Source organism: Halobacterium noricense, from assembly GCF_021233435.1.
GTDB classification, from domain to species: domain Archaea; phylum Halobacteriota; class Halobacteria; order Halobacteriales; family Halobacteriaceae; genus Halobacterium; species Halobacterium noricense.
This window is the reverse complement of record NZ_CP089468.1, coordinates 675,518-700,345: the sequence shown is the minus strand read 5'-3', so window position 1 is coordinate 700,345 and position 24,828 is coordinate 675,518. Positions and strand designations below refer to the sequence as shown.

The window sequence follows — 24,828 nt, the reverse complement described above, 5'->3', positions numbered from 1 at the left end:
GTGGGGCGCGTCCTGGCGCGCCGCGAACGCGATGGTTTCCGCGATTTCGACCGGTTCCGTGACTTCGCCGGGCTCGAACACCCCCTCGAAGGCGTCGCCATCTTCGCTGCCGAACTCCGTGCGAACCTCCGTGGGGTTGACGGCGGTGACGGCGACGCCGTCGTCGCCGTACGCGACTGTGCGCAAACTCCCGTAGCCACCACTTCGTCGCGGCGTAGACGGGGTTCGCCGGCTGCGGGTACTGGTCCGCATTCGGGGTTTAGGTTTTCCCAAACGAAAACAGTTTTTTCGCAAACGCGAACCGGAACCCGTGAATTCCGTAACCGTTATGCGTCCCACGCCCCTCCCTACAGACGACTGAGGCAATGGCTACGCTCGAACTCAAAAACGTACACGCGAAAGTCGCAGAAGAGGGCGGAGAGCAGATTCTCAAAGGCGTCGACATCGAAATCCCGTCCGGCGAAATCCACGCCCTGATGGGCCCGAACGGCTCGGGGAAGTCGACCACCTCGAAGATCATCGCCGGTCACCCGGCCTACGACGTCACCGAGGGTGAAGTCCTCCTCCACCTCGACGAGGACGACTTCGACGACGTCGACGAGGTTCCGGAAGGCGCACGGACGTGGGACCTCCTCGAACTGGAGCCGAACGAGCGCGCCGCGCTCGGCATCTACCTCGGCTTCCAGTACCCCGCCGAAATCGAGGGCGTCACGCTCGTGAACTTCCTCCGTACCGCGCTCAACGCGAAGCTCGAAGAGCGCGACGAACTCCTCTTCGGCGAGGACGAGGAAGCCGAGGAAGACGACGAGGGCTACGAGACCTCCCCGATGGAGGGCCCCGCCGACGAAGGCGAAGTCGGCGTCGCGGAGTTCCAGGAACTCCTCTCCGAGAAGATGGAGGCCCTGGACATGGACGAGTCGTTCGCGACGCGCTACCTCAACGCCGGCTTCTCCGGCGGCGAGAAGAAGCAGAACGAGGTCCTCCAGGCCGCCATCCTCGAACCGTCGATCGCCGTGCTCGACGAGATCGACTCCGGCCTCGACATCGACCGCCTGCAGGACGTCGCGAAGGGCATCAACGCGCTGCGCGACGAACAGGACACGGGTATCCTCCAGATCACCCACTACCAGCGCATCCTCGACTACGTCGAACCCGACCGCGTCCACATCATGCTCGACGGCGAAGTCGTCATGGAAGGGGACGCCGAGCTCGCCGAGAAGCTCGAAGACAAGGGGTACGACTGGGTGCGCGAGCAGGTCTACGAGACCGCGTAAACCACAATCATGAGCTCAGACCAAGACCACCTCGAAGAAACCGACACCGAGGCCCGATTCGAATTCAAGAAGGAGGAGAAGTCCGCCTTCAAGTCCGAGAAAGGCCTCACTGAGGAGACCATTCGGCTCATCTCCGACGACAAAGACGAGCCCGAGTGGATGCTCGACCGGCGCCTGCGCGCCCTCGAGCAGTACAAGAAGATGCCGATGCCGACGGACTGGCCGGGCCAGCCGGACCTCTCCGAACTCGACGTCGAAGAGATCGTCCCCTACATCCGCCCCGACGTGGACAAGCGCTCGGGCGCGGACGAGTGGGAGGACCTCCCGGACGAGATTCAGGACACGTTCGAACAGCTGGGCATCCCCGAGGCCGAGCGCGAGGCGCTCTCCGGCGTCGGCGCCCAGTACGAGTCCGAAGTCGTCTACCAGAACATGCAGGAGCGCTGGGAGGAGAAGGGCGTCGTCTTCTGCAACATGGACGAGGCCGTGCAGGAGTACCCCGAACTGGTCAAAGAGCACTTCATGACGAAGTGCGTCCCGGCCAGCGACAACAAATTCGCGGCGCTCCACGGCGCGGTCTGGTCCGGCGGGAGCTTCGTGCACATCCCCGAGGACGTGACCGTGAACATGCCCGTGCAGGCGTACTTCCGGATGAACTCCGAGGGCATGGGCCAGTTCGAGCACACGCTCATCATCGCCGAGGAGGGCTCGGAAGTCCACTACATCGAGGGTTGTTCGGCGCCGAAGTACGGCAGCCACAACCTCCACTCCGGTGGCGTCGAAGTCTTCGTGAAAGAGGACGCTCACGTGCAGTACTCGACCGTGCAGAACTGGTCGAAGAACACGTTCAACCTCAACACGAAGCGCGCCATCGTCGAGGAGAACGCCACCATGGAGTGGGTCTCCGGTTCCATGGGGTCGAAGGCGACGATGCTGTACCCCTCGTCGATTCTGAAGGGGCGCGGCGCGACTGACAACCACATCACCATCGCGTTCGCGGGCGAGGGCCAGGACATCGACACCGGCGCGAAGGTCTACCACAACGCGCCCGACACGAAGTCCACCATCGAGTCCAAGTCCATCGCGAAAGACGGCGGCCGCACGAACTACCGCGGCCTCGTCCACATCGCCGACGGCGCCGAGAACTCCTCGACGTCCGTCGAGTGTGACGCGCTGATGTTCGACAACGAGTCCACCAGCGACACCATGCCGTACATGGAAATCAACGAGTCGAAGGTGGACGTCGCCCACGAGGCGACCGTCGGCAAAATCGGCGACGAGGACGTCTTCTACCTCCAGTCTCGCGGCCTCGACGACGACGACGCCAAGCAGATGATTGTCGCGGGCTTCATCGAGCCCATCACGGAGGAACTGCCAATCGAGTACGCGGTCGAGCTCAACCGCCTCATCGAACTGGAGATGGAGGGGAGCCTCGGATAACATGAGCACCCAACTGCACCAGGACATCAGCGAAGAGACCGTACGGCAGCTCGCCGACGAGCACGACGAGCCCGAGTGGCTGCTCCAGACGCGACTGGACGCCCTCGACGCGCTCGAAGCCCTCGACTACCCGAGCGTCATCGAGACGCCCGGCCGCAAGTGGACGAACCTCGAAGACCTCGACTTCGAGGCGCTAGTCGACCCGCTCACCCAGACCGAGCAGAAAGACCAGGTCGGCCCCGAGGACGTCGAAGTCGCGTCGTTCCACGAGGCCCTGCAGGACGACGACCTCGCCGAACTCGTCGAGGAGCACTTCGGCAGCATCGTCGACCCGCAGCAGAACCGTCTGACCGCGCTGTCGACGACGCTGTTCACGACCGGAACGGTCGTCTACGTGCCCGCCGGCGTCGACGCCGAGGACGTGACGATTCGGACGTCGATGACCTCCCGGTCGCTGTTCAACTACACGCTCGTCGTCACCGAGAGCAACTCCTCGGTGACGATTCTGGAGCGCCAGGACACCAGCGAGGACAGCGAGGCGCGCAGCGCCTCGGAATCCGCGAGCGGCGAAGCCGCAAGCGACGGTCGGTACTACTCCGGCGTCGTCGAAGTCGACGCGGGCGAGAACTCGTACGTCCAGTACGGGAGCCTGCAGGACTTCGACGAGGACACGTACAACTACACCGTCAAGCGCGGCGACGCGACCACCTACAGCACGGTCGACTGGATCGAGGGGAACCTCGGCAGCCGCCTGACGAAGACGAGCGTCTCCACGGAGCTCAACGGCGACGGAAGCGAGACGAAGATCGTCGGCGCGTTCTTCGGCCACGACGGCCAGCACTTCGACCTCGACTCGAAGGTCTGGCACCGCGGCGAACACACGACCGCCGACCTCGTCACGCGCGGCGTCATCGACGACGACGCGCGCTCGGTGTACGAGGGCGTCCAGGACGTCGGCGAAGACGCCTGGGACACCTCCAGCTACCAGCGCGAGAACACGCTGATGCTGAGCGACGAGAGCGAGGCCGACGCCTCCCCGAAGCTCATCATCAACAACCACGACACCGAAGCCAGCCACTCCGCGACCGTCGGTCAGGTCGACGAGGAGACGCTGTTCTACATGGAGAATCGCGGCGTCCCCGAGCAGCTCGCCACGGACATGCTCGTGGAGGGTTTCTTCGTGCCGGTGCTCGAAGAAGTCGAAGTCGAGGAGCTCCGCGAGGACCTCCAGACGCGCATCCACGAGCGCCTGCAGTAGGCGTTCGCGCTCCGAGGACGGCCACTGGCGCGCCGTCGTCGGAGGGAACGGTTTAAGTCCGCTTCTCTCTCAGTTACGAGTAGTATGACCGGAGTACCGCCGTCGAGGTGTGCGCCGTGAGCTCGGTTGCGGCCCGCGTCGACTCCGACGACCAGCTCGCGCGTCTCCTCCAGATCGGCATCGTGCTCGAAGAGGTCGTGGAGGCCCGCGCGCACCGGCACTACCAGTCGCTGCCCGGCGAGGAGCGCGACGAAGCCATCGAGGAGCTGCTCTCGGAGGCCAGCGCGGAGTCCGCCGAACACCGCCGCCGGCTCGAATCGCTCGTCGAGGCGCTCGACGCCGACAGCATCCCCTTCGAGGACGTCAAAGAGCTCGTCGCGGGGAGCTACGGGCAGACCGGCCCGGAGGACTTCGACGGCGTACTCTACGACCAGCTCCACGGCGAGGAGACCGCGTACAAGTTCTACGACGACCTCATCGACGCCGTCGAAGCCAGCGACGCCGAGTTCGGCGTCGACCGCGAGGACGTCCTGGAGACGCTCCGGGACATTCGCCACGCGGAAGCCGAGGGCGTCGAAGAGGTCGCGAAACTGATGGAGGCCCGCGCATGAGCACGGAACAACCGACCCCACAGCGGAGGTGTGTCGCGTGAACACTGCCGACCAGTACCTGAAGACGATTTTCCTCGTCGAGCAGCTCGAAGACGGCCCGGCGGCGACCGGCGCGCTCGCCGACCGCCTCGGCGTCAGCCCGGCGAGCGTCAACGAGATGGTGGGGAAACTCGAAGACCGCGGGCTCGTCGCCCACGAGAAGTACAAGGGCGCGACCGTCACCGACGACGGCGAAGCCCGCGCCCGCGAGGCGCTGCAGACGTACTGCATCCTCGAACGCTTCCTCGCGAACGTCCTCGACGTCGACGACTTCCGCGCGGAAGCCCGGCAACTGGAGCCAGTCATCGACGAGACGGTCGCGGACCGCCTCGACATGATTATCGACCGCGAGCCGCAGTGTCCGGAGTGCTTCGACGCGGAAGCCGACGCCTGCGGCCTGCTCGTCGAGGAAGGTATCGAAGCCGACGACTGACTGTTCTTTAAGTGGGCTAAATTTCTAGTCGGGTCCGCGCGTGGCGTCGGTATGGACTGCCCGACCTGCGGGAAGACGCTCTCGACGGAGCGGGGGATGCGCCAGCACCACACGAAAGTCCACGACGAACCACTCCCGAACCGGACCTGTGCGGACTGTGGGACCGAGTTCTACGACCCGAAGTCGCGGCGCACGTACTGCGACGACTGTTACGCCGAGACCGGCGAGAAGAACGGGAACTACACCGGTGCCAAAGAAACGACCGACTGCGAGCAGTGCGGCGACACCTTCGACTACTATCCCTCCAACAAGGACGGCGTCTACTGTTCGGAGTGCGTCGAGGAGGCGGACGAGTTCCTCGGGACTCCATACGCCGAAACCGTCGACGTCGAACGAATCGAACGGACGTGTGACTACTGCGACGAACCGATGATAGTCCTCGAATGCAACAGACGTCAAGGACACGGCCGGTGGCGAGAAGTCCGACGGAAAGCACTCGAACGGGACGACTACCGCTGCCAGAAGTGCGGAGCCACGGCACACGAACTCGGCCAGAACCCGGACGTCCATCACGTCAAACCCGTGCGGACGTTCGACGACCCACAGGAGGCACACACCGTCGATAACCTCATCGCGCTCTGCAGGAGCTGTCACATCTACGCCGAACACGGAAACATGGAATTCCTCCCGCCATCGTAATCCGCGTCTCGCAATACATATTAAATCGGAACCCTGAATTCCCGATGCAGCCCTGTGGTGTAGCGGCCAATCATATGGGCCTTTGGAGCCCATGACGGCAGTTCGAATCTGCCCAGGGCTACTATCAAATTTCTTACACTTCTTGGGTGTCGTTCTCCACTACTTCGAACCGAGTAGCAGAGCGACGAACCGAACCCGCTACTGCGATTTTCGCGGCGACGTGAGGAACTAAAGGGGTGTCCTGCTTCGAAGCGAGCGGACCAGCAAACCCGTTATCTCGGGCCCCTACGCAGGGTAATGACTGACTCCATCCGCGTGCTCCACGTCGACGACGGGCCCGGGTTCGCGGAGATGGCGGGCGAGTTCATCGAACGCGAGGACGACCGCATCGAGGTCGTGACCGCCTCGAATGCCAGCGACGCGCACTCGATTCTCGCCGACGAAGACATCGACTGCGTCGTTTCGGACTTCGACATGCCGGGGCAGAACGGCATCGAATTCCTCGAAGCCGTCCGCGAGGAGCACGACATGCGAACACCTCGAAGCGGTCGCGGCGTCGCTGGACCGCATGGAGACGCTCATCGAGGGGACGCTGACGCTCGCCCGGGAGGGACAGGCAGTCTCGGACCGCGAGCACGTCGACGTCGCAGACGTCGTGCGGCAGTGCTGGGAGCGTGTCGCCGACGAGTCGGCCACGCTGGACGTGATCGACGAATTCGCCGTCCGCGGCGACCGCGACCGCCTCCAGCAGGTGTTCGAGAACCTCTTCCGAAATGCCGTGGAGCATAGCTCCACGAACCCTCGTTCGCACGCTCACGAGGACGCTGTGGAACATGGTTCCACAGACCCCCAGAACGCGAAGCGTTCTGAGGACGCCGTCGAACACGGCGACGAGGGCGGCGCACGAGTTCGGCGTCGAAGAGGGCGAGAAGGGAAGCGCTCGCAGTCGCGGGGCGATGCTACGACCGGGTGGCGCGAGCTTCGCGGACGTCCGCGCCGTCCCGCACCATGTCGGGGCAGTCCGGACAGACGCGGGGTTGTTCGACGCCGGGCGGGGTGAACACGCGAACGTAGTCCTTGGTGACGAACGACTCGCAGTTCTGGCAGAGCGGCATCTCACTCGCAGGCGATGGAGTGCCAGTATATATGTTTTGTGTGTATTGTAACGTCGTGAATAAATAGGTCTCGGGAGCCCGCAGAGCGAACGGCCTAAGCGTCGCGGCCGCCTCCAGCGCGTATGAGCGATACGTTGAAGTCGCTGCCGGACCGCCCGCTGCGACAGCAGGAAGTCACCGCGCTCAACCACGCCGACGCGTTCTCGCTGGTGGTGCCCGTCGACCGCGAGGAGGCCGTCGAGGCCGACACCCGCGAGCCCGTCGTCATCACCGAGCGCGTCATCCTCGGCACCGACGACTGGGTGACGGGGTTGGTGTACGACGGCGGCTGGCTGGCGGTCGAATCGGTCGCCATCGACGACCCCGACGAGGAGCGCTTCGAGGCGATGCGGGACTGCGAGGCCGCGGTCGCCGACTACGACCTCGACTGACCGTTCGGCCGGTCTCGGGAGACCTGCAAAAGGCTAAAGAGAGAAACAAGCCTTCGTTGTAGTAATGACAGTACGTGTACGCCGGCCAACGGAGGTGAGACCGTGGGCGTCGAGATAAAGGAGTCGCCGGTCTCCGAGCCGCAGTTCGACGAGATGGCGGCGTTCGTCCGCGACTACCTCGAAGCGAGCGTGGAGAACGAGGACGACGGCGGGCGGATGCGGTGGTACCCGTGGCACTCCGCGGAGTACCGCTTCACCCACATCCGGAACGTCGTCGAACTCGGCGAGCGCATCGCGTGCGAGGAGGGCGCGGACGTCGACGTCGTCCGCGTCGCCGCGCTGTTCCACGACATCGCCAAACTCGAAGCCGAGCAGGAGGAGCACGCCGACGAGGGCGCGCGCATCGCGCGGAAGTACCTGGAGACCCACGGCGACTTCGCGCCGTCGTTCGTCGACCAGGTGTGTGCGGCCATCGCCGACCACTCCCACCAGGGCGACCTCTCGGAACTCCCGCTGGAGACGCGGTGTCTCATCGAGGCCGACGTCCTCGACAAGGCGGGCGCGAACGGCGCGGCGCTGATGCTGCTGCGGATGGGCTACGAGGCGCGCACGCACGTCGACGCCGCGGAGATGGTCGACCGCGTGCTCGAACGCGGCGAGAACGCCGCCGAGCGGGTGGAGAGCGACACCGCCGACTCCATCGCCCACCAACGCATCAAGCGCGTGCGGTGGTTCCGGGAGTGGCTGGAAGCCGAAGTACCGGGAATGCGCGAGTAACCGGGCTCATAGCCCGACCGCTGTTTTCAGGAAGAGGACGCCGAAGATTGCCAGCGCGCCCGCGCTGACGTACGCGACTGCTTTTCCGAACGCGTCGACGCGCTCGCCGGCCGCGCGCAGCGACGCCGGGAACCCCGCGGCCCAGAGGAGAATCCCGGAGAAGAAGCCGGCGATGGTGAGCGCGCCGTTGCCAGCGGACAACTGGAGGCCGAACGCCGAAATCTCGGTGGGGTTCAGGAGAGCGACGCCGGCGGTCAGCCACCACGTCATCTGGTAGGGGTTCGCGAGCGCGAGCACGAACGCCTTCCGGAAGCCGCGGCCCTCGGCGGGTTCGGCGGCGGAGAACGAGCCGGCGTCCTGGAAGGCACCGTACGCGTAGTAGAGCATGAGCACGCCGCCGACACCGACCATTACTGTCTCTACGGTCGGGGCGTCCTGGATGAGGGCGACGACGCCGACGAGCGCGAGCAAGAAGAAGCACGCGTCGGCGGTCATCGCGCCCAGGCCGGCGAAGAAGCCGGCGCGCCAGCCCCGAGTCACGGACTCCTCGGCGATGACGGCGTTCATCGGGCCCGGCGGCGCGGCGAGCGACAGTCCGAGGGCGAGCCCAGCGATCACGGAGACAGCAGCGTCGAACACGACTACAGATAGTCGCAGGCCGCGAAAAAGCCGCCGATTACGCCGCCAGCGACACGGGGAGCGCGCGAGCGACCGACGCGACGATGCCCTCCCAGACGGAGACGTCGAAGAGGAGTTGGAGCGCGACGTCCCCCGCGAAGAAGAAGAACAGCGCGGCGGCCGCGAGGTGCGCGCGGCGCGCGTCGAAGCTCTGGGAGAACCGTGCGAAGAACATCGCGTTCAGTAGGCTGACGGGGATAATGGCGGCCATCTCGCCGACCCAGATGGCGGGTGCCGCGCCGTACTGGGCGGCCAGCCCGATGGTGACGAGCTGGGTCTTGTCCCCGAACTCGCCGACGAACATCATCGCGAAGATGGGGAGGAACCCGCCGAAGTACGTCGGGATGGCGCGCCCGAAGATGGTGGCTTGCTCGAAGCGACCGCCGAGCGCGACGATGCCGCCGTCGCTGTGCATCGGCCCGGGGTTGCCGTCGGTGGGCATCGAGCGCAACAGGAGCACGCCGAACACGAAGAACAGCGCGCCCGTGACGACGTCCAGATAGACGCCGGGAAGCACGCTCCGGAGCGCGTCCCCGACGACGATTTCGCCGGCCGTCCAGATGGCGAACGCGGTGGTGGCGGCGGCGACGACGACTTTCGGGTCGTACTGGGTTGACAGCCCCGCGATGATGAATTGGACTTTCTCGCCCGGCAAGACGGCCAACTGGGCGGCGAACGCGATGCCAGCGAGTTCCGCGAAGCCGGTCACGCTTCGGCCACCTCGTCGAGCGAGCGCACGCGAATCACGGCCGCGACGCGGTCCGGGAGGTGGACGGCCTCGCCGTCGACGTCGACGACGAACAGCCCGATGGGGGCGTGCTCGCGGACGGCGAGTTCGGTTCCGGGTTCGATGCCGGCGTCCGTGAGGTAGCGCAGTTCCTCGGAGTTGCGGTCGTCGACGCGCGCGACGACGACGCGGTCGCCGGTGTCGTGGTCGGCGAGCGCGGTGGTGTCGGGGTGTTCGGGCGGTTCGAGGTCCGCGCTCGGAATCGGGTCGCCGTGCGGGTCGACGGTGGGGTCGTCGAGTTTCCGGGCGAGGCGGCGCTCGAACTCCTCGCTGATGTGGTGTTCGAGCGCGTCGGCCTCGTCGTGGACCTCGTCGTACTCGTAGTCGAGGTGGTCCGCGAGGAACGACTCCAGGAGGCGGTGGTGGCGCAACACTTCCAGCGCGACCGTCTCGCCCTCGGGCGTGAGTTCGACGCCCTTGTACTTCTCGCGGGCGACGAGCCCGCGGTCTTCGAGTTTCCCGACCATGCTGGTGACCGTCGGGGGCGTGACGTCGAGGTAGTCGGCGATGGCGGAGGTCTTGACCGGCGGGCCGTGCTCGCGCTGGAGCGCGTAGACGGCCTTCAGGTAGTCCTCCATGACATCTGAGAGCATTCGTTACTCGTTTTTAGACGTGTCTAAACAAATAGTTGGCGGTAGGCGAATTGACGCCGAGTCACGACTCACTGAGCGCCAGCCCGACGAACGTAGAATGTCGCAAACCCGACGCCAAGGGCCGTCGCGGCGGCTGGTAGCGCCGCGTCCGCGAAGGCGTTGCCGGAAACGAGGACGGCGAGCGCGACGTAGAGTACCGCCGAGACAGACGCAGCGACTACGGCGAAGACCGTCGGGTTACGTGACTGGACATTCATCAACAGTCGAGCGTGACGCCCGGGAGGGATAAACCCTCACGAGCGGTCCCAGCGCCAGTGAACGCGGCGCACCCGGATTCGCAGCGCGACGTAGCGAAGGACAAGATACCTGTGGGCGGCGGCTGACATGACGCATATGCCCCGCTCGACGGTCGTCGCGTACGACGCCGACAGCGGCGACGTGCAGTGACAGTTCGGCGTCCCCAGGTCAGTCGAACGCTTCGCGGTTCGGAACGGCCGCGTGTTCGTCGGCGCGAACGACGAGACCGGACTACACGTACTCGGCTGAGAAGGGTTCGAAGGGGGAGACGCGTCAGGCCGAGCCGCTGGCGTCGGCCTGCTGCGTGGCGGCGCTCCCGCGGCGGTTGCGCGCGAGTAGCGCGGCGAACATGGCGAGGCCGACGCCGCGCAGCGCGAGGTCGACCACCAGCGACACGCCGCCAGTCGTGACGCCGAACAGCCCGAGCAAGTCGTAGACGCCGGTGACCGCCAGCGACGGTGCCATCAGCAGCAGCGCGCTGACCGCGAACGCGGTGCGGTCGACGCCGTCGACGTCCGTGTAGACGAAGCCGATGACGGTCGCGGCGAGCGCGATGACCCCGAGGAACACCCCGATAACGGGGAGCAGAATTTCGGGCACGGAGTAGCTCAGGTCGAGCAGGTCCGCGGTACCGACGACGCTGTACTGGTCGCCGACCGGGAGCTCACCGGGGTTGCGGCGCAGCATCACGATGCCGGGCGTGACGACGAACGCGAACGGGACGATGGCCTTGTTCAAGGAGAGCTTGAACGCCTCGATACCCGTCTGGAAGGCGTCGGACTTCGCCACCCCGGACGCGGCGTACGCGGCAACCGCGACGGGAGGCGTGATGTCCGCTATCACTCCGAAGTAGAGGATGTAGAGGTGTGCGGCCAGCTCCGGCACGCCGAACGGCGTCAGCACGGGTGCCAGCAGCACGGAGAGGATGATGTACGTCACCGTCGTCGGCATCCCCATGCCGAGGATGATCGAGGAGACGGCAGTGATGAACAACACGAGCACCAGCGACCCGCCGGCGACCGACCGGATGAGCGCGACGAGGTTCGGGCCGAGCCCGGAGATACTGATGACGCCGGGGATGATGCCGGCGGCCGCGACGGCGACGACGACGGGGACGGCCGTGCGCGCGCCGTCCTCCATGGACTTCCCGACGAAGACGCCGTAGCGGTAGAGCGCGTTCGACGCGAGTCCGGGGAGGTTGATGGCGCTCGCGGTCATCTCCGCGGCGTCGTCGACGGCTTCGTCGTAGTTCAGCACGGTCGCGTCGAGGCCAGGCCGTACCAGCATCGTGATTGTCCCGGCCGCGATTGCGAGCCAGCCGACGTCGCCGAGCACCGCGGAGAACGCCACGGCGGCAGACTGCGCGCCGGTGCCGCCGCCGGTCAGCGCCGCGACGATGCTGCCACCGACGAGCAGTTCCGAGAGGAACGTCCCGCCGACCAGCAGCGTGAAGACGCCGGCGAGCAGGCCGCGCGTCTCGTCGCCGTACGCAGCCACGAGCGCGAGCAGCGCGCCGATGGCGACGACCGTGAACCACGCCGACCGCGCGACCGACAGCCGCTCGATGATGAGGTAGTACAGCAGCAGGCCCAGCGGCAGGAGGTAGAACCACCCGGACCAGAGGTGCGAGCGGATGTCCACGAGTTCGGACTTGTCGAGCCCGCCGATGCCCTGTTTGACCGCCTCGAAGTGGACCATCACCCAGACGCCGAAGAAGAACACGACGGCGGGGATGGCGGCCGCGACGATGACGTCGGCGAACGGCGTACCCGTGTACTGGACGATGAGGAACGCCGCAGCCCCCATCACGGGCGGGAGAATCTGGCCGCCCGAGGACGCGGAGGCTTCGACGCCGCCCGCAAACTCGGGGCGGTAGCCCGAGCGCTTCATCAGCGGAATCGTGAACGCGCCCGTGGTCACCGTGTTCGCGATGGAGGAGCCGGAGATGGTTCCCATGAAGCCGGAGGCGAGGATGGACGCCTTCGCCGGGCCGCCCTTCCGCGTGCCGGTGGCACCGTACGCGAGGTCGATGAACCACTGGCCGGCACCGGACATCTCCAGAAACGCGCCAAAGAGGATGAAGATGTAGATGAACTGCACGGAGACCGTGACCGGAATCCCGAACACGCCGTTCTCGGTGTTGTACCAGAGGTTCTGGACGATGTCCGGCCACGAGAACGACGGAATCGAGAGCACGCCGATGTACGCGGCGTCCTGCGGGATGTAGAACCCGAAGCGCGCGTAGACGACGAACAGCGCGACGATGACCATCAGCCAGAGGCTGATGGCGCGCCGGGTCGCCTCCAGCACGAGCAGGACGCCGACGACGCCCAGCACGAACGCGTAGGACGTGTCGGCGAGCGGGCCGAGCAGGAACGCCAGCGGTTCGAGCACGGAGGCCAGCGGATCCACCACGAAGCTGAGCACGTCGAGGTAGCCCAGCCACACGTCGGGGGCGGGCCGGCCGGCTTCGAGCCCGAACCGCCGCATCTCCTGAATCTCGGCGAAGTCGGTGATGAAGTACGTCGCGGTGAGCGCCGAAACCGCCGCGAAGACGACGTCGATGGGTGCCACGCGGTCGAGGTCGGGGTCGACGCCCGCCCACTTCAGGAACGCGCCGACGCGGCGAACGGCCCGCGTCACCGGGTGGGATTCGCCGAGCCGGTCGTCGAGGGCCGCGGCGAGCGCGACACACCGTCGCGCGACCGGGCCGTCGCCCGTGCTCACGGGGTACAACAGGAACGTGAGCACGAGCGCGAACGCCACGTGGACTGCGTTAATCTGGAGGAGTTGGAGCTGGGCGAGCACGAACTCGCCGATTACGGGGAGCGTAATCGAGAGCTCTGACCCGCGCGCCGCGAGCCACATCTGGAAGATGGAAAAGGAGATGCCGATGATGGCGACCGCGACCACTGCCGGCCCCTGTAGGCTGCGTTTTCGCTCTATCTCCTGAAGTACTGATTCGGCGTCCTCTGCCGGGGAGTCGGTTGGTTGTTCAGACATGGATGCTGTCGAGTACGTCCGCCAACACCGAACGGTGGACGACGTGGATGTCGACCGATTCGGCGTTCGTCCGCGCTACGAGGTCGTAGGTTTCAGCGCCGACGTGAAGCTTGTGCTTCGCCACGCGGCCCGGAGCGACCGTCAGCCGCGTGGTACTCCCGGGTGGGTCGTAGACGAAGGTGCCGTTCTCCCGGGTGACGTTCGCGCCGCTGGGCAACCCCCAGCCGTAGGACTCGAACTCCATGCGAGTCATCTCCAGGCGGTCGCCGCGGACCGTGTAGCCGTCGTACACGCGGGTCTTCTCGACGCTGTGCGTGTATTCGAGCGCGACCGTGGTGCCCTCCTCGACGGGCACGTCGAGGTACTGTTCGCCGGTCTCGGTGTCCTCGACGACGAGCGCGGTCTCGCCGGGCGTGGCTGCGGCTGCCGAAACCGAGGTGACGGCGAGGACGGCGACGACGAGGACGGCGACGCGAGCCCCCCTCATGGGGGCGTCTGTAGTGTCATCTGTTTGGGTGTGTGACGAGTGGAACGCGGTTCGAAGCGGCGGCGGTCGGCCGCCGCGTGTTGAGTGTTACTCCTCGAAGTACGCGGCCGCGCCGGGATGGAGTTCGATGGACATCCCGTCCTGGGCGCTGTCCGCGCTGATGAAGTCCGTCTTGATGGTGAGGTCGTCGACGTTGTCGAAGATGGCCGCGGTGACCGCCTCGACGGTGCTGTCGTCGACGCTGTCGTTGGTCGCAATCATCGCCTGCACGGAGACCGTCTCGACGTCCTCGCTGACGCCGGAGTACGTGCCGCCGGGGATGGTGTCGTCGGCGAACCACGACGCCGCGTCCTTCACGGCTTCGCGGTTGTCGCCGGCGATGGGGACGATGTTGAGTTCGTTCGTGTTCGCGAGGTCCTCGATGGCGCCGACCGGCCAGCCGCCGACGACGAACGCGGCGTCGATGTCGCCGTTCCGGAGCTGGTCGGCGGCCTGCGAGAACGAGGCGTTCTGCTCCTCGAAATCCGTGACGCCGACGGCGTCCAGAATCTGGAGCGCGTTGACCTGCGTGCCGGAGCCGAGGTCGCCGGTGTTGACGGTCGCACCCGAGAGGTCGTCGACGGTCTCGATGCCCGTGCTCTGGAGCGTGACGAGCGTGATGGTCTCGGGGTACAGCGTCGCGACGCCCATCAGGTTCTCGACGGGGTCGTCCTGGAAGGCGTCGATGCCGGTGCCGTTCTTCGCGAAGTACGCGATGTCGTTCTGGATGAGCGCGAAGTCGGCGTCCGTGTCCGCGAGGCTGCCGACGTTCTCGACGCTGGCGCCCGTGGACTGGACGTTCAGCGTGTAGTCGCTGTTGTCCTCGACGACCGTCTTGAACTCGTTCGAGAGCGGGAAGTACGTCCCGCCCTGGCCGCCGGCGTGCCACGAGAGGCGCGTGCCGTCGTCGCCGCCACCGCCGAGACAGCCAGCGAGTGCGGCGATGCCGGTGAGACCGGTCGCCTGGAGGAACCGCCTGCGTGATTGCTGATTTGACATACGTACCGGTGAACTTCCCCAATACCTATTAAAATTTCGCTCTAATAGCCGCGCTTCCCGTCAACGAGCCGCCGACAGCGGTATAGAACCGTCCAGTTCGGGCGTTGATGTAGCTGCATTCGCAGACGTGTCAATCGATGGTCGTGTCCTCAGATGCCCTTGCTCATCAGGTGCGAGCGGAGCACGTCGGCGTCCTTGTTGGCGCTGCCCGTGTTCAGGACGACGACCGTGTCGTCCTCGCCGAACGCGCCGTCGTCGGCGAGCGCGGACGCGCCGGACGCCGCGGCCGCACACGTCGCGCCCATCTCGACGCCCTCGTGTTTGGCGACGAGCGTCGCGGCGTCCAGAATCTCCTCGTCGCTGGTCGCGACCGCGCCGCCGTCGCTCTCGCGGAGCGCCTCCAGTACGAGCGGGCTGGCACCCGGGTCCGGAATCTCGATGCCGCCACAGATGGTGTCCGGCGTGTCCCACGGCTCGTGGACGTCGCGGCCCTCCTGGAACGCGCGCACGATGGGCGCGCAGCCCTCCGCCTGCGCGGCGTACAGCTTCGGCAGGGCGTCGGTGAGCCCGAGGTCGCGGAGCTCCTTCGCCGCTTTGTGCATGCCGACGAGGCCGACGCCGCCGCCGGTCGGATAGACGACGTGGTCGGGGGTTTCCCAGTCGAGCTGTTCGGCGGTCTCGTAGTACATCGTCTTCTTGCCCTCGTGGCGGTACGGCGTCTCGAACGTCCGCACTGAATACCAGTCGTCGTACTCGTCCATCGCGTCGTCGAAGGCCGCGCCCGCGTCCCCGATGCGGCCCTCCACGATGGTCATGTCGCCGCCGTGGACGTTCACCATCGCCTTGTTCGCGAAGCCGGACCGCGACGGCAGGAAGACGTGCGAGTCGATGCCCGCGCGGCCCGCGTACGCGGCCGCCGACTGGCCGGCGTTCCCGGCGGACACGAGCGCCACGTCGCTAGCGCCGTGCTGGTCGGCGGCGGTCACGGCGACCGTCTGTCCGCGGTCCTTGAACGTCCCCGTCGGGTTGCGCCCCTCGTCTTTGACGTACACCTCGCCGACGCCCATCTCGTCGGCGAGCGTCGGGCACGACACGAGCGCCGTCGCGCCCTCGTCCATCGAAATCGCCGAATTCCGCGAGAACGGCAGCAGTTCCTCGTAGCGCCACATCGAGTCGAAGCGCCGCGACTCGAAGGTCTCCCGGGTCACGTCGAGGCTGTCGTAGTCGTAGGTCGGGTCGAGGATGCCCCCGCAGTCCGGACAGCGGTGGGTCGCCGTCTCCGGGTCGAACGTCTCCTCGCAGTCTACGCACCGAAGCCCCTCGAACGCCGGCGTCGTCTCCATGTGCGGGCCTTCGTAGCGGGCGCGAAAAGCCCTGTCCTTCTGGCGCGGCTGCCCCCTGAAGCCCGCACGTTCTTGTCGCCCGCGGGCGAACAGTCAGGTATGTCTGACTCTCGGGTCGTGGTCGTCGGTGGCGGGCTCGCCGGGCTCACGGCGGCGCGCCGCCTCGCCGCGGACGGCTTCGACGTGACGCTGTTCGAGCGCAACGAGGACGTCGGCGGGCGCGTGCGCTCGCGGCGCGGCGACGGCTACATTTTCGACCGCGGCTTCCAGGTGTTGTTCACCGCGTACCCCGCGGCGCGGCGGGAACTGGACTTCGGCGCGCTGGACCTGCGCGCGTTCTCCGCGGGCGCGACCATCTGTCGCGACGACCAGCGCTCCGTGCTGGCGGACCCGCTGCGGGAGCCAAGTACGCTCACGCAGACGCTGTTCAACGCCGAGATTTCGACGATGGACAAACTCCGCACGCTCCGGCTGCGCGCGGACCTCAGAGCGAAGTCCGTCGACGAAATCTTCGCCGAGCCGGACGCCACCATCGAGCAGCACCTCTACACGTACGGTTTTTCCGAGCGGTACGTCGAGCGGTTCGTGCGGCCGTTCTACGGCGGCATCACGCTCGACCGCGACCTCGACACGTCCAAGCGCGTCTTCGAGTTCACGTTCAAGATGCTCTCGGAGGGGAAGACAGTCGTGCCAGCAGGTGGGATGGGCGAACTTTCGGACCAGCTCGCGGATCGCGCAATCACGCAGGACGCGCGAATCGTCACGGAGACGCCAGTCGAGGAAATCGCCCCGGGGAACGCCACGGTCGACGTCCAGATTCCCGGCGAGACCGTCGAAGCCGACGCGGTCGTGGTCGCCGCGGATCCGAAGTCCAGCCGCGACCTCACGGGCGTCGACGCAATTCCAACCGACGGCCGCGGCTGCGTCACCCAGTACTTCGCGGTGCAGTCTGGCCACCCGCTCGCGGACAGCGACCGCATCCACCTGAACGCGGGCGGCGAGGTGCCGACGACGGTCGCGCCGCTGTCCGGCGTCGCCTCCGAGTACGCACCCGACGACCGGGCGCTCGTCGCCGCGACGACGGTCGGCCACGAGGATGCCGGCGACGACGTCCGCATCGAATCCGACGGCGACCTCGAAACCCGGACGCGCGAGACGGTCTCCGCGTGGTACCCGGCGGCGTCGCTGGGCGACTTCGAGTTGCTGCGCACCGACCGCCTCCCGTTCGCGCAGTTCGCGCAGCCGCCCGGCATCCACGAGGACCTCCCGGACGTCCGCGCGCCCGACGGCGCGGTCTACCTCGCGGGCGACTACACGCACGACTCCTCCATCAACGGCGCGCTGGAGGGCGGAAAAGCGGCAGCCGACGCGGTCAGCGCGGACTTACAGTAGGCCGCGCAGGTCGCCGAGCGCGGGGAACGCCAGCGTCTCCCCCTCGCTGACGACGACGGGCCGGAAGCCGTCCGGGTCCGAGAGCATCGAGGACAGCGAGTCGTCGCGCCGGAGTCCGTTCACGAGCGTCCCCGGGGCGAGTCGCGTGAACGCGGGAAGCACGACGACGTCGCTGCCCCCGTGCTGGCGCGGGCCGTAGAGGAAACACGGGTGGCGCGTCCCCTCGATTTCGACCGCCGGGTGTTCGTGGCCGACGACGTAGCGCCCGGCGTCCACGGGCGGGTCGTCGTGGCCGTGCCAGACCGCGGTACCGTCTGCGAGCACGACCGACTCTTCGGCGTCGATGCCGACGGAGTCCAGCATCGCGTCGTGGTTCCCGCGGACGACGCGGAAGGTGGCGTCTGCTCCACGGACGGCCGTCTCGATGGCGTCGACGGTGCCGCGGACGCCGTCGGGGACGGTCCCGTGGACGTGCAGGAGGTCGCCCGCGACCACGACGGTCGCCGGCTCGAACTCGCCCAGTAAGGCGTCGAGGCGCTTGACGAGGTCCGTGCGCTCGCCCAGCGGCAGGGAGACATCGGACGTAGCGTCACGGCCGACGTGAACGTCTGCGAGCACGAGCGCGTCCGCCTCCGGCAGGTACGCGGCGCGCTCGCCGAACACCAGCCACGACGGAGTGTCGCTCACGACCCCCAGTCGGCACTACGCGGGGTTAGGTCCAGCGGTCCGCGAGCAAACAGGAACAGTCGGGTCGCCGTTAGCCGATGTACCGGAGGTCTTCCTCGCCGCCGGGGCTCGGGCCCTCTTCCATCTCGCGGAGGCGACCGACGACTTCCTCCATCTCCTCGGCGCGGTCGTCGAGGGCTTCCTCGTCGAGGTCGAAGCCGAGCAGATCTTCCAGCACCGCGAGCACGGCCTTCGCCGCCTTCGGGTCTACGAGATAGCCCGACGTCTCGCCCATCAAGCAGGCGGCGCCGAAGCCGCGGCGGCCGCCCAGGCCGAGCAGCAGGCCGCTGGAGCCGACGATGCCGCCCGCGGGCTCCTCGCTGCGGAACTCCACGCCCGCTTCTTCGAGGCGCTGCTTGAGGTCGTCTGCGGAGACGGCCCCGATGACGTCGTGCTCCTCGACGAGTTCACCCGTCGGGACGCCGCCGAGCGCGTACACCGCGCTCGTGCCGAACTTCTCGGCGACGTCGAGGAACGCCTCGGTGACGCGGTAGTGGCCGACGTTGTCCTGAGCCTGGTGGTTGCCCGTGAGCACGAGGAGGTCCCGGCCCTCCGTGTCGACGGCGTGAATCTCGGCGTGCGCGAGCGCCGCGACGCTGTCGTCTCCGACCGTGACCTGCGGCGGGAAGTGCTCGCTGTGCACGCGCGCGACGAGTTCGCTGTCCGCCTCCTCGACGACGTGCTCGGCGACCAGCTTCCCGACGTGCCCGACGCCGGGCAGTCCTTCGACGAACACGGGGTCGTCCAGCTCCGGCTCGGATTCCCACGCGATGTCGATTTCGTCCATACCCTAGGGGCGGCTGCGTTCCTTAAGAGCGCGTCGGTAGCGCCCGTGGGGGTCCTCCGGGTCGAACGGCGCTGGCGCGCTGTTGACGGCGTCGGCCCCACAGTCGGGACACTCCGCAGAAAGCGTGTACACCGGGCGGCTGTGGCGGTCACGCCACGCCGAACACACCCGGATGTCTGACTTCATTCCTCTTCGAGCTGGCGCTCGCGGTGGAAGTTCCCGTCGCCACCCTGCGCGTCGATTTCCTCGACGGCGCGAGCGCCGGCGGCTTCCAACTGGTCCTCGGCGGTCTTGTAGTTCGGCGCTTGCACCCGAACGCGGTACTCGGGCGCGCCGACGTACGTCACTTCGAGGTCGGCCTCGTCGGGGACTTTGCCGTTCCCCTCGGCGGCCTGCAGGGCTTCCTTCACGTCGTCGACGCCATCAGGGTCGGGCGACGTCAACGTCACGTAGCCCGTGACCGTGACGTAGGGCACGGAGACGTTCTCGCGTGCGGTCTCGACGATGGCGTCCTGCTCGTCGTCGTCGAGGTCCGTCTTTTCGAGGGCCTCGTAGCCGTGAATCGCGGCCTGCTCGAACCCCTCGTAGAGGCTGCCGAACTCCGAGAGGAGTTCGTTGGCGATGCGGCGGAACTGGTCGTCGTCCATGTCCTCGCCGAACGCCAGCGTCAGCCACTTGTCGGCCTTCTGCTCGTTCTTCCACTCCTGAATCTTGTCCGAGCGCTGGTGGTCGTTGACGTCCTTCAGCGAGAGGTCGATCTGCTGGGCGGACTCGTCGACGTCCAGCACCTTCGCGACGACTGTCTGGTCCTCGTTGACGTGGTCGCGAACGTTCTTAATCCAGCCGCTGGCCACTTCGCTGACGTGTACGAGGCCGCGCTTGTCCTCGTACTCTTCGAGGTCGACGAACACGCCGAAGTCCTCGATGTCGTCGACCTTGCCGACGACGAGTTCGCCCTCCTCGGGCCAGCCGACGTACTTCATCTGGCCTCGACGGTTTCGACGACCTCACCGGCGAACTCCGCCTCGCCGCCGGTCGGACGCGCGAGCGTCGTTCCGCAGACGGCGCAGGCGACCTCCGAGGAGGCCTTACCGAAGACGATTTGTTCGTTCTCGCAATCCGGACATTCGACTTTGAAGAATCCTCCCGCCATCGTTAGTCCTGGAAGACGAGACGGCCGGTGCGCCATCCCTCGCGGAGGTGAGCGTTCCCGCACTCGTTGCAGCGGTACTTGAGGTCCGTCTTCTTCGTCGGCTTGTTGCCGACCGGCACCTTCGAGAACCGACCGTGGTTCCCGATAGAGGCGTTCGCGCGCTTGGTGCGGCGAGCGTCCCACTTCATGCCGGACGAGCGGCCGGTTCGGACCTTCTCGACCTCGATTTGGTTGTGTTCGTCACAGTGCGGGCAGTAGCTGTTGAATCGGCGTGGCATCTCCATAGGCTAAATCAGCTCTGTTGTCTCTCGGTTACACGTGGCCGCTTAAAATCCGTTTGGTTTCGGGGACGGAACCCCCCAGCGCACACACAGGTTTTTGCTCGCCGCTCGCCACGGCTCGACTATGGCCCCGCGTCGCACGGTCGCCCTCCCCGTAGTCGCGCTCGTCGTCGTGCTCGCGCTCGTCGCTGGTGGCACCGCGGCCACACCGCCGCCCGAGGACGTCTGTGGCGCGTGCGGCGAATCGTTCGAGTCCGCCGCCGACGCGGCCGGCGAACCGGTCACCGTCGTCGAATCCTCGCTGGACGTCCACGTTCGTGCGAACGGGAGCGCACGCGTCGTCGTCGAGAACGAGCTGGCTGGCGACGGCGCGGCGCGCGTCGCGAACCACTCCGACGCGGTCGTGACTGCGCTCGCCAGCGAGGCCGACGGACTCGCGCCCGTCCCCGAGGCCGCTACCCTCTCTGTCGACGGCTCCCGCGTCAGCATCACGTACACCGACCCCGACTTCGGGCACACGTCCGTCGGCGGCGTCGTGCTCGCGGACGCACTCCGCGACACGCCGACCGGCTGGGAAGTAGACACCGACACCGTCCGCCTGCACGCGCCCGACGGCTACACAATCACCGCGGGCGCGAGCGGCGACGCGGTCGCGACGTGGCGGGCCGGCGACTCCGTCGACGACGACTTCGTCGCGTTCGCGCCGGACGGTGGCGTCGTCTCGACGGTCGCAACTGAAGTCGCAATCGGCGTCGAGGTGCTCCCCGGCTTGCTCGCGAATGCCGCGCTCGTGCTCGCCGTCCCGGTCGTCGTACTCGCGGGCCTCCTCCGCGGGTTCGGCGCACTCGTCGACCGCGTCGGTACGCCCGACGACACCGAGCGCGTCGGCGTGGCGTTCGCAGCAGCCGGCACGCTGGTCGCTCTCGTCGCGTTCGTCGGCGGCACCGTGAACGCGTACTTCCCGCTCGTCGGGACGACCGCGCTGTGCACCGCGCTCACGGCAGTCGCCGTCGGCGCGCTCACTGCGAGCGGCCGGCTCGACGATACGCGCGTGCTCACAGCCGCCGCAGTCGGGACGGCGCTCGCGCTCGGTGTGCTCGGTGCCGTCGTCGGCGCGTACACCCACCCCGAAGTCGCGTCGTGGACCGTCGGCCGCGCGCTCTCGGCGGGCCTGCTCGCCGCGCACGTCTGGACGTTCGCCGTCGTCGGCGCGACCAGAACCGAGCGCGCGAGCGAGTGGGGGAGAATCAGGACGGCCGTCGTCCCGCTCGTCGCCGTCGTCGCCCCGCTCGCTGGGGTCGTGGCGCTGCTCGGGCCGGGCGCGCTGTTCTGGTTCCTGCTCGTCGCGTGGGTCGTCCTGCTCGCCGTCTTCGGGCTGCCCGCGTACTGGCTGGGGGCCGCGCTCGCCGCGGACGCGTGACGGCCGGCTTCGAAGCGTTTAATCCGCCACCCTCCGAAGCCGCAGCCATGAAGCGACTCATCATCCACGGCGACCCCGGCGTGCGCCGTGACGGCGTCATCGAGTACGACGGCGAGGAGAAGGTCCTCTTCCAGGTGACGCGCAACGGCGACTGGCACGGCCCGGACGAAGTCCAGCTGTGGTGTGTCGTCGGCGACGAGGACGAGTTCGAGGACTACGAGAAGCGCAACTTCATCCCGCACTGGCTGGACGTCGACACCGTCGACGCCGACGACGTCACCGTCCACAAGCGCGCCGGCGACCTCGCGGTCTGATTCTCGACTTCGACGCCTACTGTTCGACGAGTTCGGACTGCGTGACTTCGTAGACGGTCACGTTCTCGTTCGTGAACGCGACGCTGATGCCCGGTTCGTCGTCGGTCACGCGCACGTCATAGCGCTCGCGCTCGACCGGCCCGACCCAGACGTACTGCACGTCGTGTTTCCGCAGAACGATGGCCCGCGAGACGGCTTCGCTGGTCTCGTAGACCACACCGACGTCGCTGACGCGCGTCCGGTACGCGGAGTCGCTGTGGTAGTTGCCGGCGTGCGACCAGCCCGCGACCGTCGGGATTCCAGTGAGACTCGACGCCGGGTTCTGCCACGAGTACGGCGACGTTCCCGGCGCGGAGACGATGTGCGGCTGACCCGACTTCTCGTTCAGCCACTCGATTGCGGCGCCCTCGTCGGGGCGCTCGTCGTTGACGTACTCGAAGGCGTCGAGGGTCGCGTCGTCCGAACTGTCGACGTGGCTGGCGACCGCGAACCCGCCGTAGATGGCCGCCGACACGACTAGCAGGACGGCGAGCGCGGTGCCGCCGACCGACCACAGGCGCGACGCGTCGGGCGTGCGCGCGGCGAGGGCGGCGAGCGCGACGCCGGCCGGCACCGACCAGAGCGCCCACACCTGCGCGTACACCTTGAAAATCGTGTTGAAGCGCTCGTAGGAGGCGGCGTCCGCGACGTAGACGTACTCGACGAGGACCACGAGGCCCGCGCCCGCGACGACGAGCACGCCCTCGAAGCCGACGGCATCGCGCCGCCGCAGCAGCCACGCGCCCGCGAGTATCGGGCCGGCGAGCAGGACTGCGGCGACGCCGACGCGCACGCCGGCAATCACGGGGTCGACGGTCGCGGCGAGCAGCACCGCGGCGAGGGCGGCGAGGCCCGCGGCCGCCCAATCCGAGCCATCCCTCGCGACCCGGGAGACGAGGTACGCGCCGAACGAGACGAGGAACAGGCCGTGCACGAGCAGGAACGCGCCGAGCTGCGTCGGCACGGGGAACGCCGCGGGGTGTTGGTTGCTCGCACCCGCGAGCAGGACGTTCGAAACGAACGGCCACGCCACGACGAGCCCCAGCACTGCGACCGTGATCGCGACCGCGACGCCGAGGAGGACTCGCTGCACCTCGCGCGCTGCCGCGCTCGACCGCTCGAACCGCCATGCGACCGACTCGGGCAGCAGTGTTCGTGGGTCGGCGTCCGCGAGCGCGACGCTCAGCATCGCAACGCCGGCGACGGCTGGGAAGCTCCACGTGTTCACCGTGAGAATCGTCGCCGCCGCGACCGGGAACGCGCCGAGCAGCAACGTGAGTCGTCGGCGGCGCTCCGACTCGGGGGTCCGTGCGTACGCCAGCCCGACGCCGACCGCGAGGAATAGCACGGCGACGCTCATCATGTGCGCGTGCAGGTCGCCGTTCAGGTACGCGAACAGCGGGAACTCGTTGATGCCCGTCTCCACGACGCGGCTCGCGTGCCACATGTCGAACTCCGCGGGCGAAATCGCGGGTGCACGATTCGACTTGATGCCCGCGGCGACGACCGCCTCCCGGACCACGTCGTAGGTGCCCGCGAGCAGGCGCACCGGCGTCACGAGGTTGCTCGCGAACCCGTAGACGAACGCCGACAGAATCCCCGCGCGGACCCGCGTCGACCCCGCGAGCACGGCGGCCGCGAACGCCGCCGGCACGGCGAGGTAGTACCACGGCACGCCCAGCGTCACGAGCAACACGACGAAGACGACCGCCGCGACGCCGAGCGCTATCGAACGCTCGACGGGCTCACTGCCCTCGAACCGGCCCGCGGTAATCGTACTCGCGAGCCCGTACGCGGCGGTGACTGCCATCGCGTAGAACCCCGCCAGCGCCGGGTCGTAGGCGAACCGCCCGGTCGTTCCGGACAAGAGCGCGAGCATCGACGCCATCAGGTGGCCGCCGTAGTAGTAGACGACGCGCTCGCCCGCGAACCAGAAGTCCTGGGGCGGCAGCCGGTCGGCGCGCAGCAGGCTCTGCAGCAGCCCGAAGTCGAGGAACTTCTCGCCCCCGTAGGGGTGGACGCCGTCCGCAGCCGCCCGAATTACGATGAGGAACAGGAACGCTGCGGTGAACACTGCCACGACTTCCGCGAGCGGGCGCTTCGGGACGTCGACGCCGCCGCGCGCCAGCCACGCCGACGCGGCTACCACCGCCGCCGCGACGCCGACGACCACCCACAGCCCGAACGCCAGTTGGCCGACCCACAGCGACGGAACCGTCACCAACACGACGGCCGTCGGCACGGCCAGCGACGCGCCGCGGTCCGGGGCGTCCGGCAGCAGTCGCGCCGCGAACGGCAGCCCGACGACCAGCAACGCCTGGTAGAGCAGCCACCAGCGAACGACGACGCCGTACTCCATCGGTGAAACCGTACGCAGCCGCCGCTAAACGCTTTCGGGTTCGTTCTCTGCGCT

28 protein-coding genes, 1 tRNA gene and 1 pseudogene are annotated in these 24,828 nt (G+C 67.5%); 13 read left to right on the top strand and 17 right to left on the bottom strand.

Features of this window, described 5'->3' with window-relative positions:
* Positions 1–3 precede the first annotated feature (3 nt).
* Positions 4–250 (bottom strand): annotated as a pseudogene (locus tag LT974_RS03925) (SDR family oxidoreductase); the annotation flags it as partial.
* A 115-nt stretch (positions 251–365) separates the two neighbouring features.
* Between LT974_RS03925 and LT974_RS03920 the strand changes: the two are divergent.
* The 8 genes from LT974_RS03920 to LT974_RS03885 all read left to right on the top strand — a co-directional run bounded on the left by LT974_RS03920 (position 366) and on the right by LT974_RS03885 (position 6,543).
* Positions 366–1,274 carry an ABC transporter ATP-binding protein gene (locus LT974_RS03920; RefSeq protein WP_232589359.1) on the top strand — a complete coding sequence of 303 codons (909 nt, stop codon included), beginning with the start codon at positions 366–368 and terminating at the stop codon, positions 1,272–1,274.
* 9 nt (positions 1,275–1,283) lie between these two features.
* On the top strand, positions 1,284–2,714 hold the full coding sequence (gene sufB, locus LT974_RS03915) for a Fe-S cluster assembly protein SufB (RefSeq protein WP_230891315.1): 1,431 nt from the start codon (positions 1,284–1,286) through the stop codon (positions 2,712–2,714).
* A gap of 1 nt (position 2,715) precedes the next feature.
* A complete protein-coding gene (sufD, locus tag LT974_RS03910; protein ID WP_232589357.1) occupies positions 2,716–3,972 on the top strand; it encodes a Fe-S cluster assembly protein SufD in 1,257 nt (418 codons plus the stop codon).
* A 116-nt stretch (positions 3,973–4,088) separates the two neighbouring features.
* On the top strand, positions 4,089–4,583 hold the full coding sequence (locus LT974_RS03905; RefSeq protein WP_232589356.1) for a ferritin-like domain-containing protein: 495 nt from the start codon (positions 4,089–4,091) through the stop codon (positions 4,581–4,583).
* A 37-nt stretch (positions 4,584–4,620) separates the two neighbouring features.
* A complete protein-coding gene (locus LT974_RS03900) occupies positions 4,621–5,055 on the top strand; it encodes a metal-dependent transcriptional regulator (RefSeq protein ID WP_232589355.1) in 435 nt (144 codons plus the stop codon).
* A 51-nt stretch (positions 5,056–5,106) separates the two neighbouring features.
* The gene (locus tag LT974_RS03895) at positions 5,107–5,754 is read left to right on the top strand and encodes an HNH endonuclease (RefSeq protein ID WP_232589354.1); all 648 of its coding nucleotides are present in this window, start codon (positions 5,107–5,109) and stop codon (positions 5,752–5,754) included.
* A gap of 48 nt (positions 5,755–5,802) precedes the next feature.
* Positions 5,803–5,875: transfer RNA gene (locus LT974_RS03890), tRNA-Gln, on the top strand.
* Positions 5,876–6,051: 176 nt separating this feature from the next.
* Positions 6,052–6,543, top strand: a complete 492-nt coding sequence (locus tag LT974_RS03885) for a response regulator (RefSeq protein WP_332840546.1) — start codon at positions 6,052–6,054, stop codon at positions 6,541–6,543.
* Between the two features lie 170 nt (positions 6,544–6,713).
* Here LT974_RS03885 and LT974_RS18010 read toward each other — a convergent pair whose 3' ends face one another.
* On the bottom strand, positions 6,714–6,869 hold the full coding sequence (locus LT974_RS18010) for a DUF7563 family protein (RefSeq protein WP_169793386.1): 156 nt from the start codon (positions 6,867–6,869) through the stop codon (positions 6,714–6,716).
* Positions 6,870–6,991: 122 nt separating this feature from the next.
* Here LT974_RS18010 and LT974_RS03880 point away from each other — a divergent pair, with 122 nt between their 5' ends.
* Positions 6,992–7,300, top strand: a complete 309-nt coding sequence (locus LT974_RS03880; RefSeq protein ID WP_232589353.1) for a hypothetical protein — start codon at positions 6,992–6,994, stop codon at positions 7,298–7,300.
* A gap of 102 nt (positions 7,301–7,402) precedes the next feature.
* A complete protein-coding gene (locus tag LT974_RS03875; protein WP_232589351.1) occupies positions 7,403–8,077 on the top strand; it encodes an HD domain-containing protein in 675 nt (224 codons plus the stop codon).
* 6 nt (positions 8,078–8,083) lie between these two features.
* On the opposite strand, the gene LT974_RS03870 is transcribed toward LT974_RS03875, so the two are convergent.
* From LT974_RS03870 to LT974_RS03835, 8 genes are all read right to left on the bottom strand, one after another.
* Complete coding sequence (locus LT974_RS03870) at positions 8,084–8,716, bottom strand: LysE family translocator (protein ID WP_232589350.1); 633 nt, start codon at positions 8,714–8,716, stop codon at positions 8,084–8,086.
* 37 nt (positions 8,717–8,753) lie between these two features.
* A complete protein-coding gene (locus LT974_RS03865) occupies positions 8,754–9,464 on the bottom strand; it encodes a TMEM165/GDT1 family protein (protein WP_232589349.1) in 711 nt (236 codons plus the stop codon).
* Positions 9,461–10,135 (bottom strand): metal-dependent transcriptional regulator, encoded by a 675-nt coding sequence (locus LT974_RS03860; protein ID WP_232589348.1) that lies wholly within the window; start codon positions 10,133–10,135, stop codon positions 9,461–9,463. Before LT974_RS03860 ends, LT974_RS03865 begins: the two co-directional genes overlap by 4 nt.
* A 68-nt stretch (positions 10,136–10,203) precedes the next feature.
* Positions 10,204–10,392 (bottom strand): hypothetical protein, encoded by a 189-nt coding sequence (locus LT974_RS03855; RefSeq protein ID WP_232589347.1) that lies wholly within the window; start codon positions 10,390–10,392, stop codon positions 10,204–10,206.
* A 313-nt stretch (positions 10,393–10,705) separates the two neighbouring features.
* Positions 10,706–13,435, bottom strand: coding sequence for a TRAP transporter permease (locus tag LT974_RS03850; protein WP_232589346.1), 2,730 nt, complete (start codon positions 13,433–13,435; stop codon positions 10,706–10,708).
* Positions 13,428–13,922, bottom strand: a complete 495-nt coding sequence (locus LT974_RS03845; RefSeq protein WP_232589345.1) for a DUF1850 domain-containing protein — start codon at positions 13,920–13,922, stop codon at positions 13,428–13,430. The genes LT974_RS03850 and LT974_RS03845 overlap by 8 nt, the downstream gene beginning before the upstream one ends.
* Before the next feature lie 87 nt (positions 13,923–14,009).
* On the bottom strand, positions 14,010–14,960 hold the full coding sequence (locus tag LT974_RS03840) for a TAXI family TRAP transporter solute-binding subunit (RefSeq protein WP_232589344.1): 951 nt from the start codon (positions 14,958–14,960) through the stop codon (positions 14,010–14,012).
* Between the two features lie 149 nt (positions 14,961–15,109).
* Positions 15,110–16,303, bottom strand: a complete 1,194-nt coding sequence (locus tag LT974_RS03835) for a threonine synthase (RefSeq protein ID WP_232589343.1) — start codon at positions 16,301–16,303, stop codon at positions 15,110–15,112.
* A 72-nt stretch (positions 16,304–16,375) separates the two neighbouring features.
* On the opposite strand from LT974_RS03835, the gene LT974_RS03830 reads away from it, so the two are divergent.
* Entirely contained in the window at positions 16,376–17,695 is a 1,320-nt protein-coding gene (locus LT974_RS03830) for an NAD(P)/FAD-dependent oxidoreductase (RefSeq protein WP_332840556.1), read from the top strand.
* Here the strand turns inward: LT974_RS03830 and LT974_RS03825 are convergent.
* From LT974_RS03825 to LT974_RS03800, 6 genes are all read right to left on the bottom strand, one after another.
* Complete coding sequence (locus LT974_RS03825) at positions 17,687–18,382, bottom strand: metallophosphoesterase (RefSeq protein WP_232589339.1); 696 nt, start codon at positions 18,380–18,382, stop codon at positions 17,687–17,689. The two genes, LT974_RS03830 and LT974_RS03825, sit on opposite strands and share 9 nt — an antisense overlap.
* Before the next feature lie 70 nt (positions 18,383–18,452).
* Positions 18,453–19,208, bottom strand: coding sequence for a proteasome assembly chaperone family protein (locus LT974_RS03820; protein ID WP_232589338.1), 756 nt, complete (start codon positions 19,206–19,208; stop codon positions 18,453–18,455).
* A gap of 3 nt (positions 19,209–19,211) precedes the next feature.
* Entirely contained in the window at positions 19,212–19,394 is a 183-nt protein-coding gene (locus LT974_RS03815) for an RNA-protein complex protein Nop10 (protein ID WP_232589337.1), read from the bottom strand.
* Positions 19,391–20,191, bottom strand: a complete 801-nt coding sequence (locus tag LT974_RS03810; RefSeq protein WP_232589336.1) for a translation initiation factor IF-2 subunit alpha — start codon at positions 20,189–20,191, stop codon at positions 19,391–19,393. The genes LT974_RS03815 and LT974_RS03810 overlap by 4 nt, the downstream gene beginning before the upstream one ends.
* Positions 20,188–20,361, bottom strand: a complete 174-nt coding sequence (locus LT974_RS03805; protein WP_232589335.1) for a 30S ribosomal protein S27e — start codon at positions 20,359–20,361, stop codon at positions 20,188–20,190. Before LT974_RS03805 ends, LT974_RS03810 begins: the two co-directional genes overlap by 4 nt.
* A 2-nt stretch (positions 20,362–20,363) precedes the next feature.
* The gene (locus LT974_RS03800) at positions 20,364–20,645 is read right to left on the bottom strand and encodes a 50S ribosomal protein L44e (protein ID WP_058981839.1); all 282 of its coding nucleotides are present in this window, start codon (positions 20,643–20,645) and stop codon (positions 20,364–20,366) included.
* 121 nt (positions 20,646–20,766) lie between these two features.
* On the opposite strand from LT974_RS03800, the gene LT974_RS03795 reads away from it, so the two are divergent.
* Both LT974_RS03795 and LT974_RS03790 read left to right on the top strand, forming a co-directional pair.
* On the top strand, positions 20,767–22,062 hold the full coding sequence (locus LT974_RS03795) for a hypothetical protein (RefSeq protein ID WP_232589334.1): 1,296 nt from the start codon (positions 20,767–20,769) through the stop codon (positions 22,060–22,062).
* Positions 22,063–22,109: 47 nt separating this feature from the next.
* Complete coding sequence (locus LT974_RS03790; RefSeq protein WP_230890290.1) at positions 22,110–22,376, top strand: HAH_0734 family protein; 267 nt, start codon at positions 22,110–22,112, stop codon at positions 22,374–22,376.
* Between the two features lie 16 nt (positions 22,377–22,392).
* Here the strand turns inward: LT974_RS03790 and LT974_RS03785 are convergent, their stop codons facing one another.
* Positions 22,393–24,774: a DUF2298 domain-containing protein gene (locus LT974_RS03785; RefSeq protein ID WP_232589333.1), complete on the bottom strand. Its 2,382-nt coding sequence runs from the start codon at positions 24,772–24,774 to the stop codon at positions 22,393–22,395.
* Positions 24,775–24,828 lie beyond the last annotated feature (54 nt).

Coding starts and splice junctions, on each gene's coding strand:
- LT974_RS03815 (WP_232589337.1), bottom strand. CDS start 19,394: ATGAAGTCAGACATCCGGGTGTGTTCGGCGTGGCGTGACCGCCACAGC.
- LT974_RS03790 (WP_230890290.1), top strand. CDS start 22,110: ATGAAGCGACTCATCATCCACGGCGACCCCGGCGTGCGCCGTGACGGC.
- LT974_RS03840 (WP_232589344.1), bottom strand. CDS start 14,960: ATGTCAAATCAGCAATCACGCAGGCGGTTCCTCCAGGCGACCGGTCTC.
- sufD (WP_232589357.1), top strand. CDS start 2,716: ATGAGCACCCAACTGCACCAGGACATCAGCGAAGAGACCGTACGGCAG.
- sufB (WP_230891315.1), top strand. CDS start 1,284: ATGAGCTCAGACCAAGACCACCTCGAAGAAACCGACACCGAGGCCCGA.
- LT974_RS03835 (WP_232589343.1), bottom strand. CDS start 16,303: ATGGAGACGACGCCGGCGTTCGAGGGGCTTCGGTGCGTAGACTGCGAG.
- LT974_RS03805 (WP_232589335.1), bottom strand. CDS start 20,361: ATGGCGGGAGGATTCTTCAAAGTCGAATGTCCGGATTGCGAGAACGAA.
- LT974_RS03920 (WP_232589359.1), top strand. CDS start 366: ATGGCTACGCTCGAACTCAAAAACGTACACGCGAAAGTCGCAGAAGAG.
- LT974_RS03785 (WP_232589333.1), bottom strand. CDS start 24,774: ATGGAGTACGGCGTCGTCGTTCGCTGGTGGCTGCTCTACCAGGCGTTG.
- LT974_RS03820 (WP_232589338.1), bottom strand. CDS start 19,208: ATGGACGAAATCGACATCGCGTGGGAATCCGAGCCGGAGCTGGACGAC.
- LT974_RS03880 (WP_232589353.1), top strand. CDS start 6,992: ATGAGCGATACGTTGAAGTCGCTGCCGGACCGCCCGCTGCGACAGCAG.
- LT974_RS03795 (WP_232589334.1), top strand. CDS start 20,767: ATGGCCCCGCGTCGCACGGTCGCCCTCCCCGTAGTCGCGCTCGTCGTC.
- LT974_RS03885 (WP_332840546.1), top strand. CDS start 6,052: ATGACTGACTCCATCCGCGTGCTCCACGTCGACGACGGGCCCGGGTTC.
- LT974_RS03855 (WP_232589347.1), bottom strand. CDS start 10,392: ATGAATGTCCAGTCACGTAACCCGACGGTCTTCGCCGTAGTCGCTGCG.
- LT974_RS03895 (WP_232589354.1), top strand. CDS start 5,107: ATGGACTGCCCGACCTGCGGGAAGACGCTCTCGACGGAGCGGGGGATG.
- LT974_RS03850 (WP_232589346.1), bottom strand. CDS start 13,435: ATGTCTGAACAACCAACCGACTCCCCGGCAGAGGACGCCGAATCAGTA.
- LT974_RS03800 (WP_058981839.1), bottom strand. CDS start 20,645: ATGGAGATGCCACGCCGATTCAACAGCTACTGCCCGCACTGTGACGAA.
- LT974_RS03845 (WP_232589345.1), bottom strand. CDS start 13,922: ATGAGGGGGGCTCGCGTCGCCGTCCTCGTCGTCGCCGTCCTCGCCGTC.
- LT974_RS03810 (WP_232589336.1), bottom strand. CDS start 20,191: ATGAAGTACGTCGGCTGGCCCGAGGAGGGCGAACTCGTCGTCGGCAAG.
- LT974_RS18010 (WP_169793386.1), bottom strand. CDS start 6,869: ATGCCGCTCTGCCAGAACTGCGAGTCGTTCGTCACCAAGGACTACGTT.
- LT974_RS03860 (WP_232589348.1), bottom strand. CDS start 10,135: ATGCTCTCAGATGTCATGGAGGACTACCTGAAGGCCGTCTACGCGCTC.